This is a genomic window from Micromonospora sp. B11E3 (genome assembly GCF_039871625.1).
In the GTDB taxonomy this organism is placed as follows: domain Bacteria; phylum Actinomycetota; class Actinomycetes; order Mycobacteriales; family Micromonosporaceae; genus Micromonospora.
This window is the reverse complement of the sequence record NZ_JBDPMC010000016.1, coordinates 1-15037: the sequence shown is the minus strand read 5'-3', so window position 1 is coordinate 15037 and position 15037 is coordinate 1. Positions and strand designations below refer to the sequence as shown.

The 15037-nt window shown below is 73.4% G+C and carries 10 protein-coding genes; 9 read left to right on the top strand and 1 reads right to left on the bottom strand.

What is annotated here, in order from left to right:
* The first annotated feature begins 85 nt into the window (after positions 1 to 85).
* Genes ABGB16_RS11240 through ABGB16_RS11200 form a run of 9 tightly spaced genes read left to right on the top strand, consistent with a single transcriptional unit; the run spans position 86 to position 12572 of the window.
* Positions 86 to 2695, top strand: a complete 2610-nt coding sequence (locus ABGB16_RS11240) for a lantibiotic dehydratase (protein WP_347667941.1) — start codon at positions 86 to 88, stop codon at positions 2693 to 2695.
* A 33-nt stretch (positions 2696 to 2728) separates the two neighbouring features.
* The gene (locus ABGB16_RS11235) at positions 2729 to 4072 is read left to right on the top strand and encodes a radical SAM protein (protein WP_347667940.1); all 1344 of its coding nucleotides are present in this window, start codon (positions 2729 to 2731) and stop codon (positions 4070 to 4072) included.
* A complete protein-coding gene (locus ABGB16_RS11230) occupies positions 4069 to 5151 on the top strand; it encodes an arginase family protein (RefSeq protein ID WP_347667939.1) in 1083 nt (360 codons plus the stop codon). The genes ABGB16_RS11235 and ABGB16_RS11230 overlap by 4 nt, the downstream gene beginning before the upstream one ends.
* Complete coding sequence (locus ABGB16_RS11225) at positions 5148 to 6209, top strand: hypothetical protein (protein WP_347667938.1); 1062 nt, start codon at positions 5148 to 5150, stop codon at positions 6207 to 6209. The genes ABGB16_RS11230 and ABGB16_RS11225 overlap by 4 nt, the downstream gene beginning before the upstream one ends.
* Positions 6209 to 7141: a PHP domain-containing protein gene (locus ABGB16_RS11220; protein ID WP_347667937.1), complete on the top strand. Its 933-nt coding sequence runs from the start codon at positions 6209 to 6211 to the stop codon at positions 7139 to 7141. The genes ABGB16_RS11225 and ABGB16_RS11220 overlap by 1 nt, the downstream gene beginning before the upstream one ends.
* Positions 7138 to 9738, top strand: a complete 2601-nt coding sequence (locus ABGB16_RS11215; protein WP_347667936.1) for a lantibiotic dehydratase — start codon at positions 7138 to 7140, stop codon at positions 9736 to 9738. The genes ABGB16_RS11220 and ABGB16_RS11215 overlap by 4 nt, the downstream gene beginning before the upstream one ends.
* Positions 9738 to 10973: an MFS transporter gene (locus ABGB16_RS11210; protein ID WP_347667935.1), complete on the top strand. Its 1236-nt coding sequence runs from the start codon at positions 9738 to 9740 to the stop codon at positions 10971 to 10973. Before ABGB16_RS11215 ends, ABGB16_RS11210 begins: the two co-directional genes overlap by 1 nt.
* A 57-nt stretch (positions 10974 to 11030) precedes the next feature.
* Positions 11031 to 11969 carry an aminoglycoside phosphotransferase family protein gene (locus ABGB16_RS11205; protein ID WP_347667934.1) on the top strand — a complete coding sequence of 313 codons (939 nt, stop codon included), beginning with the start codon at positions 11031 to 11033 and terminating at the stop codon, positions 11967 to 11969.
* A 27-nt stretch (positions 11970 to 11996) separates the two neighbouring features.
* Positions 11997 to 12572: a cob(I)yrinic acid a,c-diamide adenosyltransferase gene (locus ABGB16_RS11200; RefSeq protein ID WP_347667933.1), complete on the top strand. Its 576-nt coding sequence runs from the start codon at positions 11997 to 11999 to the stop codon at positions 12570 to 12572.
* A 54-nt stretch (positions 12573 to 12626) separates the two neighbouring features.
* Here the strand turns inward: ABGB16_RS11200 and ABGB16_RS11195 are convergent, their stop codons facing one another.
* Positions 12627 to 14879, bottom strand: a complete 2253-nt coding sequence (locus ABGB16_RS11195; protein ID WP_347667932.1) for a transglycosylase domain-containing protein — start codon at positions 14877 to 14879, stop codon at positions 12627 to 12629.
* Positions 14880 to 15037: the final 158 nt, after the last annotated feature.

Sequence of the window (15037 nt, the reverse complement as noted above, 5' to 3'; positions counted from 1 at the left end):
CCAGCTGACACACTCCTGCCGAACCCGCCCGGGGCAGGAGGTCGCCGGCGTGCCGTCACCATTTGTCGACTGTGGAGACTCGCGCATGGAAGCTGCTGCCGCAGAACTGATCGAACGCGAGAAACGACCCGACGTCGCAGCGCCCGCCGACGACGTCCGCTCCGGTTGGTCGCTGGTTCCCGTCGCGCTGCTGCGCCAGGCCGGTTTCCCCCTCTCGCTGCTGGACCGGCTCGTGGACGCCCCGGCGGTCCGGCGAGCCGAGGCCCTGCTCGACCGGCGCGACGCCACCCGCCGCCTCGCCGGGCAGGTGAAGGCGGTACTGCGTGCGGCCGGCGCGGGCACCGGGGGCGACCTCGCCTCCGGCGTGGGCATGCTCCGGCCGTTCTCGGAGCCGGAGCTGGCCCGGCTGCGAGCCGCGCTCACGGCCCCCGAACTCCGTGTCGTCGAGAGCTACCAGGAGGCGGCCGACGACCTCGACCGGGCCTGGGCCGGGCTGGACTCGTGCGTCACCGAGGGGCTGGCGAGTTCCCGCCGAGCCGTGGTGGAACTCTTCGCCGATCCGATGCTGCGTGAGGTGCTGCTGCTGTCGAACGACGCGCGGTTCGCGGACTTCTCGACGTGGCTCGACCGCGGCGCGACCGGGTCGCCCGGCCACGTACGGCGGATGACGGACCTGCTCACCATGTACCTCCAGCGGGTCACGGCGAAGAACGAGACCCACTCGCACTTCGGGCCGCTCTCGGTCGCCCGGCTGGACCCCGACGCCACGGGCGTCTCGTGGTCCACCGGGCCCCTGCGCCGGGTCGCCTTCCTCAGCCACTGGGCGGGCGAGCGCCTGGCCGAGGTGTTCAGCGCCCAGCCCGAGGCGTTCGAGTTCGTCCGACCCCGGCGCCGGCCGCTGGCCTTCGTGACCGCTTCCCGGCTCGCCCTGTACGCCTTCCGGACCACCACCGGGATGCCGGACGACTGGCGCTTCGTGGCGGTCGCCTCCGCCGAGCTCGACGCCGACCAGCTGTGGCTCTGGCACCACTGCGACGGGGACCGGACGGTCGCCGAGCTGCGTGCGGCCTGGCGGCGCCGCGACCCGGCCGTCACCCGCGACCTCGACGAGGTGCTGCGGGAGCTGGTCGACCGGGACTGGCTCGTCGGCCGCTGGGAGATCCCGATCGGCTTTCCCGACCCGCTGGGCGTCCTGGCAGCGCAGCTGCGGGGCCTGGCGTCGGAGGGCCACGAGGCCGGGGCACGTGGGCTGGCGGTCGTGCGGCGGTTCCGCACGGCGCTCGACGACTTCGCGGCAGCCGCCCCGGCCGACCGTCCCGCCGCGCTGGCGGCCGTCAAGGACGACTTCGAGAGGGTCGCCGGCACCAGCGCCAACCGGGGCAGCGGCACGCACTACGCCGACCGGTCCGTCCTCTACGAGGAGGCGTACGGGCCGGTCCGGCGGCTGCGCATCGGCCCCGACGTCGCCGAGTTGATCAGCCACGAACTCTCCCTCGTGTACGAGATCGCACTGCTCGGCCCCCGCCTGCGGATCCTGCGCGAACGGGAACTGCTCGCCCGGTGGGTGCGCGAGCGGTTCGGCAGCGGGGTCGAGGTCCCACTCGACCGGTTCTACGCGGACTTCTACGCCCACGGGGGCGCGCTGCGGGACGACTGCCTGCTGGTGGACCGGGAGATCGACGCCGCGTACGGGACGGTCCTGGAGACGCTGCTCGAAGGATGGACCGGGACCGAGCCCGAGGTCGTCGTCGAGCGGGAACGCGTCGAGCGGGTGCTCGCCCGGTACCCGGCCGAACTGCCGGCGCTCTGCAACCCGGACGTGATGCTCGCGGCGGCGGACGCGGCCGCCCTGGCCCGGGGAGACTTCCTGGCCGTGGTCGGGGACTGCCACGCCCTGCGGGAGGTGCTGACGCATTCGAGCTTCGCCCCGCTCATCCAGGCGGAGGCGCCGGAGCTCCTCGACGAGGTCCACACCCGCTACCTGGACCTCCTGGACGACGGTGAGGTGCTGGTCGACCTCGCCCGGGCCCACCCCGACAAGACGGGCGCGCAACTGGTCTATCCCTGCCCGGACCTCGAGGTCTACGGCCGCTCGCCCAAGGAACGCGACCTCGTCGTCCAACCCGGCCAACTGGTCGTCGTCGCCGATCGGGACCGACTGGAGCTCCGCGTTCGCGGCACCGGTCGGCAGGTACGGCTCATGGCGCCGCTCGCGGGTGGTCCCAGCATCCGTCAGGACCCGCTCTCGCCGTTCTCCTTCCCACGCCACTTCGGTGGCCTGGGGCTGCGCACGGATCGCCGCAGACTACCCCGGATCAGGTACGGCCGGGTGGTGCTCCAGCGGGCTCGCCAGCGGATCCCGGCGCGCGAGTTCCGGGGGTGGAGCCCGGGCGTCCGGCCCGCCGGCGGGGACGCGGCCGAGTTCGCCGCGGCGCAGAGCCTGCGGCGGTCGCTCGGCCTGCCGCGGACGGGATTCGTGAAGGTCAGGGGCGAGCCCAAGCCGGTGTACGTCGACTGGTCGTCACCGTTGCTGGTACGGCAACTCTTCCGGCTGGTGCGGGGCGTCGATTCGGATGTCGAGTTCAGCGAAATGCTGCCGGATCGCGACGGCCTCTGGTTGGAAGTGGACGGAAAGAAATACGCCAGTGAACTCCGGTGCGCTGTCTTCTCGCGACGAGGAATGCCTGCCCGCTGACCGCCGCGCAAACTCCATTGAAGGAGTCGAGTCGTGCCCAGATGCTGCATCGTGCAACTCCCGTTCCCGTCGACCCGGGAGCCGGACCGAAATCTCTCCGACTACTACCTGGACTACGACAAGGTGTTCCGCCAACTCTTCCCGGAGTACTTCATCCCCTCCGGGGGGCTGTGGGAGATGCCGTTGTGGGTGGCTCACCTGACGGCGCTGATGGACAGCGCCGGATTCGAGTCCACCTTCCAGGATCTGTCGCAGGCGCCCGCCGAGGTCACCGCGTGCGTCGAGGCGCTGATGGACGCGACGGTCCCGGGCGAACTGGTGCTGGCGTCACCGCTGGCCCAGAACTTCCGACTGACCCTGGACATCGCGCGCCGGCTGGAGGCCGCGGGGCGGCGTGTCGTCCTCGGGGGCAACATGGCGCCGCTCGCGCCGAAGGACGCCGTGCACCTCGTGCACCGCGGCCAACTGGACGTCGGCTTCGCCCGCCGGATCAGGGTCCTCGGCGGCAGCGACGGGGGCGAGAGCGAGAAGGCGGCGCGGCGGGGGCTGTCGGCGGAGCGCATCACCTGGACGCCGGAGTACCGGCACCTCGAGAACTACGGCGGCAGCGTGCCGCTCATCCGGCTCAACGCGAGCCACGGCTGCCTCTACGAGTGCGCCTTCTGCGGCGACGCGTGGAGCAGGCAGCTGACCCTCGTGTCGCGCGACGCCCTGGCCGCCGAGGTGGACGACATCGCCCGCCGCTTCCCCGACACCCGGTTGCTCTACATCGGCGACAAGACCTTCGGGCAGTCACGGGAGGCGGTCCAGAACCTGATCGACGTCTTCCGGGACCGTCCCGGCTACCGGTTCATCGTGCAGACCCACGTGATGCAGGTGAAGGACTGGGTCGTCGACAGCATGCGCGAGCTGGGCGTCATCGCGGTCGAGCTGGGCTTCGAGTCGGCCGACTCGGAGATGATGAAGCGACTGAACAAGCTCTCCCGCGGCCTCGACCACTACACGGAGAAGATCCACGACCTCAAGGACGCCGGCCTGCACATCGTGCTCAACATGATGGGCGGGCTCGACGAGGAGACCGAGCAGTCGCACCGCCAGACGCTCCACTGGCTGCGCGACAACAGCGACGCGCTGTGGCTGTTCAACCTCTACAACTTCGTGCCCTACCCGCTGATCCCCGACTTCGCCCGGCTGCGCGACCGCATCGTCAACTGGGACTTCGCCGACTGGCGGGAGGACGCCCCGGTCGTGTACCGGCCCGCGCACCTCACGCCCGAGCGCAGCTGGGAGCTGTTCCAGGAGAAGATCGCCGCCGCCCACCGCATCGTCCGCGCCTCGACGCGCGCCCTCACCACCGCTGGATCGGAGACCCGATGACCGAGCTACCGGACTTCGCGGCGCTGCAGAACAGCGTCAAGCCAGAGGACTTCGCCGAGGATCCGCTGCCCGGCTGGGCCGGCGTGGCCACCCTGTTCGGGGCCCCGTCGGCGCGCGCCGACGAGCTGGACGTGGGCCCGGACGGGTGGGCGGTCTCCGGCATCCCGTTCGACGCGACGGCCAGCTCCCGCCCGGGCGCCGCCGAGGGGCCGCGGGCCGTACGCCAGGCGAGCCTGGTGTTCGCCAGCTACCTGCGCAGCCTGGGCGAGTGGAAGATGCTCGACACCCGCACGGGTGACACGTTCCGGTACGTCGCGCCCCGGGTGGCCGACGTCGGCGACCTGCACATCTACCCGACCGACACCGTGCGGACCTTCCAGGCGGTGGCGACGGAGAGCCAGCGACTGGCCCGGTCGGCGCCGCATCTCGTCTTCCTCAACGGCGACCACTCCACGACGTTCCCGACCTTCGCCGGCTTCCGCGCCGCCCGGCTGGAGGCCGGGCAGTCCCGGGTCGGTTTCATCAACATCGACCACCACTTCGACTTCGGCAACACCAGCGTGCTGCACGGGCCGCTCTACCACGGCTCGAACTCGCGCCGGATCAGCGAGCTGCCCGGCATGCGGCCGGAGGACATCGCCTTCGTCGGCGTCGGTGACGTGACGAAGTACGACCAGTTCCAGAGCCTGCGGGAACGCGGCTTCCACGTCGTGCCCGGCGCCGCGATCCGCCGGGACGGCGCCGCCGCCGCACTCCGGCAGGTCGTCGAACGGCTGGGTGAACAGTGCGACACCGTGTACGTCTCGCTGGACATCGACGTGCTCGACAGCGCGTCGGCCACGGGCACCGGCCACGTGACCATGGGCGGTATCACCGGCGGCGAGCTGCTGGACGTCTACGAGGCGCTGCGCGCGCTGCCGGTCGGCGCCCTCGACGTCGCGGAGATCGCCCCGCGCTACGACCCGTCGGGCAGCACCCCGCAGATCGCCGCGCACCTGCTGTTCAACTTCCTGTTCCGTACCGACACCACCCCGTCCGGCCTGGATCCCTGGGCGGAGCGCGCACAGGAGGACCGATGAGATTCCCGCCCGTCGCCGCGTCCATCGACTGCGCCGACCTGCTGCGTACGCCGGAGCGTCGGGACGAGATCACCCGCCGGCTGGCCGCCGAGGCCGTCCGGCTGCTCACCACGACCGGCTTCGCGGTGTTCCGCGTCGGCCGTCTCCGGCTCGGTGTCGAGGAGAGCCGCCGGCTCGCCCTCGGCCTGGCCGAGCAGGTCCGCAGGACCCTGATCGACCGGGGCGCCCCCGGGCGAATGCGGCTGGAGGTCGACAAGCCCCAGCAGACGTACGTGCCCGACGGGTACCAGACGCGGACGCTGCTGCCGCACCACGACGGGCAGCACTGCTCCTACCTGACGCCCAGCCTGCTGGACGCGCCCGAGTGGGATCCGGCGCTGCGGGAGTTCGGCTCCTCCGGGTACACGACGACGCCGGCGCACAAGATGTACCAGGGCATCTTCCTGGCCGATCCCGGCGAGGGGCTGAGCGTCACGACCTACTACGACTGGCTCGCCGTCATCGACGACGTGGTCCGCGCACGCGACCTCGCCAGCGGCCCCGACTTCGCGGTCGACCCGGTCGCGGCGACGGCCCGCTGGTTCGGCGCGAACCTGCGGTCGATGGCCGAGCGCCAGCCAAAGCACGGCTGCCCCTACCCCTCCCCCGGCGCCATGCTCGGCCTCGCCGAACCCATGTGGCACGGCATCTCCTTCCACCACGCGGAGAACGATCTCGACGCCGAGAGCCGGAAACGCTACCCCGCGGCGGTGCCGCTCGCCGAGCGCTGCCCGTGCGGCCGCTGTACGGGACAGGCCGCCCGGCTGTACTGCCACCAGACCCTGGCGGCCACGGGGCTGAACTGGACGGAGTTCCGCGACCGCTGGGAGGTCATGGCGCCGGGAGAACACTGCGACCTGCTGCTCGGGCACAACCTGACCATGCTGCACGGCGGCCTCGCCGGCGGTCCCGGCCGGCTGCTGGAGCCGCTCTGCCTGGTGGTCGACACACCGACCGGCCCGGAGTACGAGCGCTGGCTCGCCGCGGCCTGGCGGCGGCGGTTGCCGGAGGTGGGCTGATGCCCGGTGTCGCGGCGACCGTGGCCACACCGGTCGACCTGCACCTGCACACCCGCTGCTCGGACGGCGACGAGACACCGGCCGGGTTGGCCGCCCGCTGCCTGGCCGCCGGCCTGCGGATCGTCGCCGTGACCGACCACAACACGATGGCGGGCGTCGAGCCCTTCGCCCGCGCCGCCGGAGCAGCCCTCACCGTGCTGCCCGGCTGCGAGATCACGGCCACCTGGCGCGGCGAGGAGGTGCACTGCCTCGCGTATCTCGTCGACCCGGCCGACCCGGTCCTCGGCGAGCGGCTGCGCCGGGTGCACGACGGGGAACTGACCTGGTGGCGGGCGTGGGCGGGGCGGGCCGAGGAGCTGGGCGTGCCGCTCGGCTGGGCGCGGGTGGCCGCCCGGCTGGGCGGCGACCGGGTCGCCTACGTGGGCGACTACCTGGCGCTGCTGGCCGAGGCGGCCGGCGAGGATCCCCGCTTCCGCGGGTACGGGCCGGACACCTACTGGAAGATCGCCGACGACTGGTGCCGGCCGGGTCAACCGCTGCACGTGCCGCAACCCTGGCGTCCCCACCTGACCGAGGTGTTGACGTGGGTGGCCGACGCCGGTGGGGTCGCGGTCCTCGCCCACCCGGCCGCGCTGCTGGCGTCGATGTCGGACGCCGAGTGCCTCGGCACGTTGCGGGAGTGGGCGACGGCCGGGCTGGCCGGGATCGAGGTCTGGACCAGCTGGCACACGCCGGAGGAGAGCGCCCGGCTGGAGCGGCTGTGCGCCGCCGCCGAGCTGACCCCCACCGTCGGCTCGGACTATCACGGCCCACGCGTCAAGCGGTGGGTGTCCGCCCCCGGGCTGCTGCCGACGCGGGCCACCGAGCCGTACGCCCTGGTCGACGCCCTGCGCGGGCGTCAGGCCGGACACGTCAGCGGGGTGCGCCGATGACCGCCGACAGCATTGCGGCCACCGCGCCGGACGACGGGGTGTTCCGGGCGACCGAGGCGACGTGGCACCTGATGCCGGTCGTCGTCCTGCGGCAGGCCGGCTTCCCCATGGAGCTGCTGGACCCGCTCGTCGCCCCGGAGGCGGGCGCGGAGGCCGACGATCTGCTCGCCCGGCGGGTCGCCCTGATCGCGCGGGCCGACGAGGCGCGGAGCCTGCTGCGGTCGCACCGGGTGGCGAGCCGGCAGCGGGTGTCGTCCCGGATCGGCCAGTTGCGCCCGATCCCGGCAGACGACTACGCGGCCGTGGCCGCCGAGCTGCCCGAGTCGGCCGCGTCGGTGCTGCGCGCGTACCAGGAGGGCGCCGCCGCGCTGACGCGGGCGTGGTCGGCGTTCGGCGAGCGGCACCGGCAGCGATTGGAGGCGGCTGGTCTCGCGGTCGTCGCCGCCTTCGCGGATCCGGCGCTGCGTGAGGTGCTGCTGCTGTCGAACGACGCGGCCTACCCCGGGTTCGCGGCCTGGCTCGACTCGTTCCGGGCCGGGCCCGAGGCGTTCCGGGGCGAGGTGGGGCGGCGGACCCGGAAGATGACCGACCTGCTCACCATGTACCTGCAGCGGGTCACGACGAAGAACGAGACCAACTCGCACTTCGGGCCGTTCACCGTCGGACGGGTCGGCGACGCCCCGGGCATCACCTTCGCGGCCGGGGGCTCGCTGCGGCGCCACGCCTGCTTCGCCCACTGGGCCGCCGAACGCCTCGCCATGGCGGCGGGCGAGATCCCCGAGTTGGCCGGGTACGTGCGTCCGCGGCGGCGACCGCTGGCCTTCCTGCGCGACGGGCGGCTCGACCTGTACGCGTTCACCACCCGGGACGGCCTCGACACCGGGTGGCACTTCCGGCACGTCTCGCGGACCGACGTGTCGCCGGCCGAGGAGCGGCTCTGGCGGCGCTGCGACGGTGAGCGCACGCTCCGCGAGCTGCGCGCCGAGTGGCAGGAGTACGGCGCCGGCAACGGGCGGTCGTTCGACGAGGTGGTGTCCGCACTCGTGCGCGACGAGCAGCTCATCGCGGAACTGGAGGTTCCGGCCGGCGACTCCCGTCCGCTGGCCGCCCTGCGCGAGTTGCTGCCCGCCGACGACGAGCACGCCCGGCCGGTCCTCGACGAGATCGCCGCGTTCGAGCGCGACCTGGTGCGGTTCGCCGCCGCGCCGCCGGCCACCCGCCCCGGGCTGCTGGCCGAGGCGAAGGTCCGCTTCGAGCGGCTGACCGGCGGCCCGGCGAACCGCAACAGCGGACTGCACTACGCCGACCGCGCCATCCTCTTCGAGGAGGCGCACTCGCCGCTGCGGGACCTCACGATCGGGCCCGATGTCGCGCGCTTCATCGCCGACGAGCTGTCGATCGTGTACGAGGTGGTGCTGGCCGGGCCGCGGCTGCGCATGCGGCGCGAGATGCGGGTGCTGACCCGGTGGCTGACCGACCGGTTCGGCCCCGGCGTGGAGGTGCCCCTCGACCTGCTGTACGCGGAGTTCATCGCCGACCGCGACCGGCTCGCGGCCGAGTGCGCGCCGATCGACGCGGAGCTGGCCGCCCTGGACGAGGCGATCATGTCGACGCTGCTGGGTGCCGACACCGACCGCTCCGAGGTGGTCGTCGACCGCGCGCGGATGGCGGAGGTCCTCAAGGAGTGCGTCGCCCACCCGTCGGCGGTGTGCAACCCGGACGTGCTGTTCGCCGCGCCGAGCCGGGAGGCCCTGGCCGCCGGCGACTTCACGGCGGTGATCGGTGACTGCCACGCCGTACGCGAGGTCATCACCCACACCAGCTTCGGCCCGCTCGTGCAGGAGCGCGCGCCGGACCTGCTCCCCGAGGTGCACCAGGGCTACCTGTCCCTGCTCGACGAGGACGAGGTGCTGGTCAACCTGACCCGGGGACACCCGGACAAGTCCTCCACCCAGCTCTGCTACCCCTGCCTGGACCTGGAGGTCTACGGGCGTTCCCGGCAGCGGCGCGACCAGGTGATCCAGCCGTCCCAGCTGTACGTGATGGTCCGGGACGGGCGGGCGGAGCTGCGGGCGTACGGCGTCACCGGACGGATCCGGCTGATGGCGCCGCCGGCCGGCGGTCCGAGCATCCGGCAGGATCCCCTGTCGCCGTTCTCGTTCCCCCGGCACTTCGGCGGGGTCGGCCTCCAGACCGCCGTACTGGCGCACGTGCCGCGGATCCGGTGCGGCCGGGTGGTGCTGCAGCGGGAGACGTGGCGGGTGCCGGCCGACCGGCTGCGCGGGCTGGCGTACTCCGGCGACCGGGTGGCGGCGGACGACGGCGCTGAGTTCCTGGCCGCTCGCCGGCTGCGCGCCGAGCACGACCTGCCGCGGCACGTCTTCGTGAAGCTGCCCGGCGAGCCGAAGCCGATCTACGTCGACTGGGAGGCGCCGCTGCTCGTCCGCCAACTGTGTCGCCTGGCCAGGCGGGCCCGGGGGACGGTGGAGATCAGCGAGATGCTGCCGGGGCCCGACCAGCGGTGGTTCGCCGTGGACGGACAGCGGTACACGACGGAACTGCGCTGTGCGGTGTTCTCTCCCGGGCGGCCCGGCTGATGGAGCGGAGTACCGGCGTCGACGTGGCGGCCGGCGGCACCGCCGCGCGTTGGCTGGTCGGCGCGGCGGGCGTCTCCGCCCTCGGGGACGGCATCCGGTTCGCCGCGCTGCCCCTGCTGGCGACGGTGCTGTTGCGTGACGGCTTCCAGGTGGCCGTGGTGACCGCGGCCACGACGCTGCCCTGGTTGCTGTTCGGGCTGCCCGCCGGCGCCTACGCGGACCGGGTCGACCGGCGCCGGCTCATGGTGCGGGCCGACCTGCTCCGCGCGGGGACGCTGGTGGCCGCGATCGGCCTGCTGGCGGCCGGTTGGCTGACCCTGTGGCCGTTGGTGGCGGTCGCGTTCCTGCTCGGTGTCGGCGAGGTGCTGTTCGACTGCGCCGCGTTCGCGTTCCTGCCGAGCGTGGTGCGGCCCGAGCGGCTGGAGACGGTGAACTCGCGCCTGTTCGCCGTCCAGACGCTCTGCCGCGACCTGCTCGGCCACGTGCTGGGCGGGGTGCTCTTCGCGGTCCACCGGCTGGTGCCGTTCGCGGTGGACGCGGTCTCCTTCCTGCTCTCGGCGGCGCTGCTGGCCAACATCCGCGGCCCGGCCGCCGCGCCGGCGGCACCCGCGACGGACGGGCACGCCGGAGCACGGCTGTGGCGGGACATCCGGGACGGGGTCGCCTACGTGGCGGGCGATCCCCTGCTGCGCGTGTTGACGGTGACCGCCGGGCTGATCAACGCGGTCTACCTCGGCCAGATAGCCGTCTTCGTCATCCTCGTCCGGGAGGTCCTGGGGCTGCCGTCCGCGGCATACGGCCTGCTGGTGTCCGCCGGTGCGCTGGGCGGAGTGCTCGGCGGTGCGGTGGCGGCCGGCGTCGCCCGATCGGCCGGACGGGTGCCGGCGCTGCTCGGCAGCCTGGCGCTGATCGGTGCGGCGGGCCTGGGTGTGGCGGCGACCGCCAGCACGGCCGTGGTGGCGGTCGCGTGGGCCGCGGGCGGCGCCGGGATCATGGTGTGGAACGTCGTCGCGGTCTCGCTGCGGCAGTCGATCATCCCGGATCGGTTGCGGGGCCGCGCCACGGGCGTCTACCGGCTCGTCGCCTGGGGGATGATGCCGTTCGGCGCGCTGGCCTTCGGCTGGGTGTCCGACACGGCCGGCCCGCGGGGGGCGTTCGCCGCCGGCGGGGTGGTGCTGCTGGCCCTGTGCCCGCTCGTCGCGCCGGCCCTCAGGCGGGACGGCCGGGCCGGGTGAGACAGGCCGCCGGCGGCCGGACGGAAGACGAGAACGACGCGAGAGACGAGGTACCGCGTGGACGCCCGAGAAGACCTGATGGAACGCCTCGCCACCCGCTGGCGGCTCGACAGCCTGGAGCTGATCGGCCAGGGGCTCGAGTTCACCGTCTACCGGGGACTCGCCAGGGGACGGCGACCCGTGGTGCTCCGACTGGCCCCGCGCAGGTTCGACTCGAACGCGAACGATCCCGGGGTGGACACCCGGGCCCTGCTGATCCAGGAGTACGAGATCACCCGGCACCTGTCCGGTCTGGGCTTCCCGGTGGCCGAGCCGGTGGGCATCCACCTCGGAAACGACGACGGCAGCACCCCGGGCGGCGCGGCCGGGGACCTTCCTGACGTCCTGGTCTCGCGATACGTCGACGACGACGGCAGCGCGCTCGACTGCCACGATCTCGGCCGGTTGCTGGCCCGCCTGCACCGACTGCCCCCACCGCCGCGCGTGCTTCCCGCGGCGACGGAGGGCCTGCGCGGCGCGGAGGTGATCGCCACCAGGCTGCGGCGGCGCTGGAACGAGATCGGCCGGCTGGTGGCCGACTGGCCCGCTGGGCCCGATGCCGCGCTGCTGCTGAGCCGGCTCGCCGGCGTCACCGGCGCCGGCCTCGTGCACCTCGACGTACGCAGCGCCAACATCCGTCGCGCCCACGGCCGGACGGAGGCGCTGCTGGACTGGTCCAACGCCCTGCTCGGCGACGCCACCGTCGAGTTCGGACGGCTCGTCGAGTACGCCCGCTACCCCGAGAACGAGCTGGACGTCGCCGCCGTACGCGCCGGGTACGCGGCCTGCGCCGAGGTGCCCCCGCCGGACGACCCGGCGCTGCTGGTCTGTCGGCTCGACGCGGCGGTGATGCTCGCCCTGGTCTTCCTGTCGGAGGCCCCCGATCCGGAGCGCGGTCTGCCGGCGGCCGCCCATGCCCGCGACCTCGCGGACCGGCTGGCCGTCGGCGTCCGCTGATCACCCGTCTCTGGAGAGGAGACCGCCATGGTGAACCTGACCCGCATCTACACGAGGACCGGGGACGCGGGAAGCACCGCGCTCGGCGACATGAGCCGGGTGGGCAAGAACGACTCCCGGCTGGTCGCGTACGCCGACGTGGACGAGGCCAACAGCGTGATCGGGGTCGCCCTGGCCGTCGGCGACCTGCCCGCCGAGGCCGAAACCCTCCTGGTACGCGTCCAGAACGACCTGTTCGACGTCGGCGCCGACCTGTGCACGCCGGTGACCGACGACGAGGAGCCGGGCTCCCGGCTACGAATCGACGACGGCTACGTCGAGTTCCTCGAGCGGGAGTGCGACCGGTACAACGAGGAACTGCCGAAGCTGCGCAGCTTCGTCCTGCCCGGTGGTACGCGCGGCGCCGCCCTCCTGCACCAGGCGCGCACCGTCGCACGACGGGCCGAGCGGTCCGCCTGGCTGGCACTCGAGCAGCACCCGGAAAGCGTGAGCCCCGTGCCGGCCCGGTATCTGAATCGCCTTTCCGACCTGCTGTTCATCCTGGCCCGCTACGCCAACCGGGAGCGCGGCGACGTCCTGTGGCAGCCGGGCGCCAACCGCTGACCACCGCCCCGGGTCGACCCACCGGCGGGCCCCGGCGGGCCCCGCCTCGGGAGGTCAGCCGCGCCGGCCCTGCAGCCAGCGGAGCAGGCCGGGCGGAAGACCGCTCCGGTCGGACCGCTGCTGCGGCTGCGTGGGCTCGACCGGGCGGTGCACCTCGCCGGCCAGCTCGCGGCTGGGCGCGGTGAAGTCGCGTACCGGCTGGCCGGCCACCGCCGTGCTGATCACCCGGGCCACGGCGTCGATGACCCGGGCCTGCACGGCCGAGCCGACGGAGTCGCCCGGGTCGTCCGGGTTGGCGGCGATGCCGGCGACGGCCACCTGCGGGGTGAAGCCGACGAAGGTCTCCGTGGCGTTCTTCTCCGAGCTGCCGGTCTTGCCGGCCACCGGGCGGCCCACGATCCGGTCCACCGCGGTCGCGGTCCCGCCGTCGCACTGGCCGTACGTGGTCTGCTGGCCGACCGGGCAGCGGGCCGCGTCGGTGGCCGCCCGGGCCACGTCGGTGTCGAGCACCTTCTTGCAGGACGGCTCGCCGACGGGCGCCTTCTCGCCGTTGCCGGCGGTCACCGAGACCACCGGCAGCGGCGAGCAGTACGTCCCCTCGGCGGCCACGGTCGCGTACGCGTTGGCCAGGTCGAGCGGGGTGGTGGCGGCCACCCCGAGGGTGAACGACCCCCAGTTGGCCGCGTCGCCGCGGGCGAAGTCGGCGTCGGCGTCGGCCCGGAACCGGATGCCCAGGCGCTGCGCCATCTCGACCACCTTGTCCTCGCCGACCTGCTCGGCGAGCCAGACGAAGTAGGTGTTCACCGAGCGGCCGAAGCCGTCCCACATGGTGCGGTAGCCGTCCATCCACTGCGGGTTGGCGTTCGCGGGGCACCACCTGCCGTCGCAGTTGCCCTCGCCGCCGTCGGGGTACCGGGTGGGCAGCTTGCTGGGCGCGTCGAAGCCGGTGGCCAGGGGCCGCCCGGACTCCAAGGCGGCGAGCATGGTGAACAGCTTGAACGTGGAGCCGGCCTGGTAGCCGTCGACACCGCCGCCGCCGGAGATCAGCGGGTTCACGGTGTTGGGGTGGTTGGCCTGCCCGGCCGGGTTCGCGTCGAGGCTGTAGTGCCGGTTGACGGCCATGGCCAGCACCCGGCCGGTGCCCGGCTGGACGGCGGCGATCGGCAGGGCGCGCTTGTTGTCGTACCCGTAGACGGCGCTGGCCTGCTGCTGCGCGGTGGCCTGGATCTTCGGGTCCAGGGAGGTGACCACGGTGTAGCCGCCCCGGCGCAGCGCCTGCTCGCGCTCGTCCGCCGTCGCGCCGAAGGCGGGCTGGGTCAGCCACCACTGCCGCAGGTAGTCGCAGAAGAAGCCCCAGTCGTCGTGGCCGTCGGCCACTGCGGTGCAGCCGTTGGGCTGCGCGGTGGGGTGCAGGGCGAGCTTCTCGGCCTTCGCCGCCGCGGCCTGCTGCGCGGTGACCGCGCCGGTGGCGACCATCGAGTCGAGCACGTACGCGCGCCGGGCCAGCGCCGCGTCGGCGTTCCCGCCGATCGGGCTGTACGCGTCCGGGGACTGCACCAGCCCGGCGAGCAGGGCCGCCTCGGCGAGGGTCAGGTCCGCCGGGGCCTTGCCGAAGTAGCGCTGGCTGGCCGCCGCGATCCCGTACGCGCCGGAGCCGAAGTACGCGATGTTGAGGTAGCGGTTGAGGATCTCGTCCTTGCTCAGCCGCTGCTCCAGCGCCGTGGCGTACCGGATCTCCTGGAGCTTGCGCCCGACGGTCTGCTCGGTGGCGGCCTCCCGCTGCTCGGCGGTGCGGTTCGGGTCGGTCTTGAGCACGTTGCGGACGTACTGCATGGTCAGCGTCGAGCCGCCCTGCTCGGTGCCGCCGGCGACGTTGGCGACGAGGGCGCGGGCCAGCCCGCGCAGGTCGGCGCCGCCGTGGTCGTAGAACCGCCGGTCCTCGGCGGCGACGATGGCCTGGCGCATCACCGGGGCGATCTCGGTCAGCGGCACGTCGGTGCGGTTCACGTCGTAGAACGTGGTGATCAGCGTCTTGCCGTCGCTGGCGTAGACGTACGACCGCTGTGGGGTCGCCGGGGTGCGCAGCGCCGCGGGCAGCGCGGCGTACGACCCGATGGCCGACTTCGCGGCCCAGCCGAGCAGCAGGTTGCCCGGCAGCGCGGCGACCGCCAGGGCGAGGCCGGCGAGCAGGCCGGCGAGCAGCACGGTGAACAGCCGCGACAGCGGCGACCGGAGAGCCATGGCCCCAAGGATTGCCACGAAAGCCGCGATCCGGCCAGCCCGGCCGGCGATTGTCAGCGAATTCACCGCGGCCTGCCAGCACTCTCTCTGCCGAACCCACCCACCGCGCCCCAACGGGACGCGCCAAGATCCGCGCAGTTTCCCAGAAACTGTGGCCTGCCGACGTGCCGAAGCAACACTTTCCGTGAACTTGTCCGGATCTTCGGGGGCGGGTGTGGTGGGCG

Excerpts from the sequence above, each read along its gene's own strand:
- ABGB16_RS11220 (WP_347667937.1), top strand. The coding sequence starts at position 6,209 with ATGCCCGGTGTCGCGGCGACCGTGGCCACACCGGTCGACCTGCACCTG.
- ABGB16_RS11230 (WP_347667939.1), top strand. The coding sequence starts at position 4,069 with ATGACCGAGCTACCGGACTTCGCGGCGCTGCAGAACAGCGTCAAGCCA.
- ABGB16_RS11200 (WP_347667933.1), top strand. The coding sequence starts at position 11,997 with ATGGTGAACCTGACCCGCATCTACACGAGGACCGGGGACGCGGGAAGC.
- ABGB16_RS11215 (WP_347667936.1), top strand. The coding sequence starts at position 7,138 with ATGACCGCCGACAGCATTGCGGCCACCGCGCCGGACGACGGGGTGTTC.
- ABGB16_RS11210 (WP_347667935.1), top strand. The coding sequence starts at position 9,738 with ATGGAGCGGAGTACCGGCGTCGACGTGGCGGCCGGCGGCACCGCCGCG.
- ABGB16_RS11240 (WP_347667941.1), top strand. The coding sequence starts at position 86 with ATGGAAGCTGCTGCCGCAGAACTGATCGAACGCGAGAAACGACCCGAC.
- ABGB16_RS11225 (WP_347667938.1), top strand. The coding sequence starts at position 5,148 with ATGAGATTCCCGCCCGTCGCCGCGTCCATCGACTGCGCCGACCTGCTG.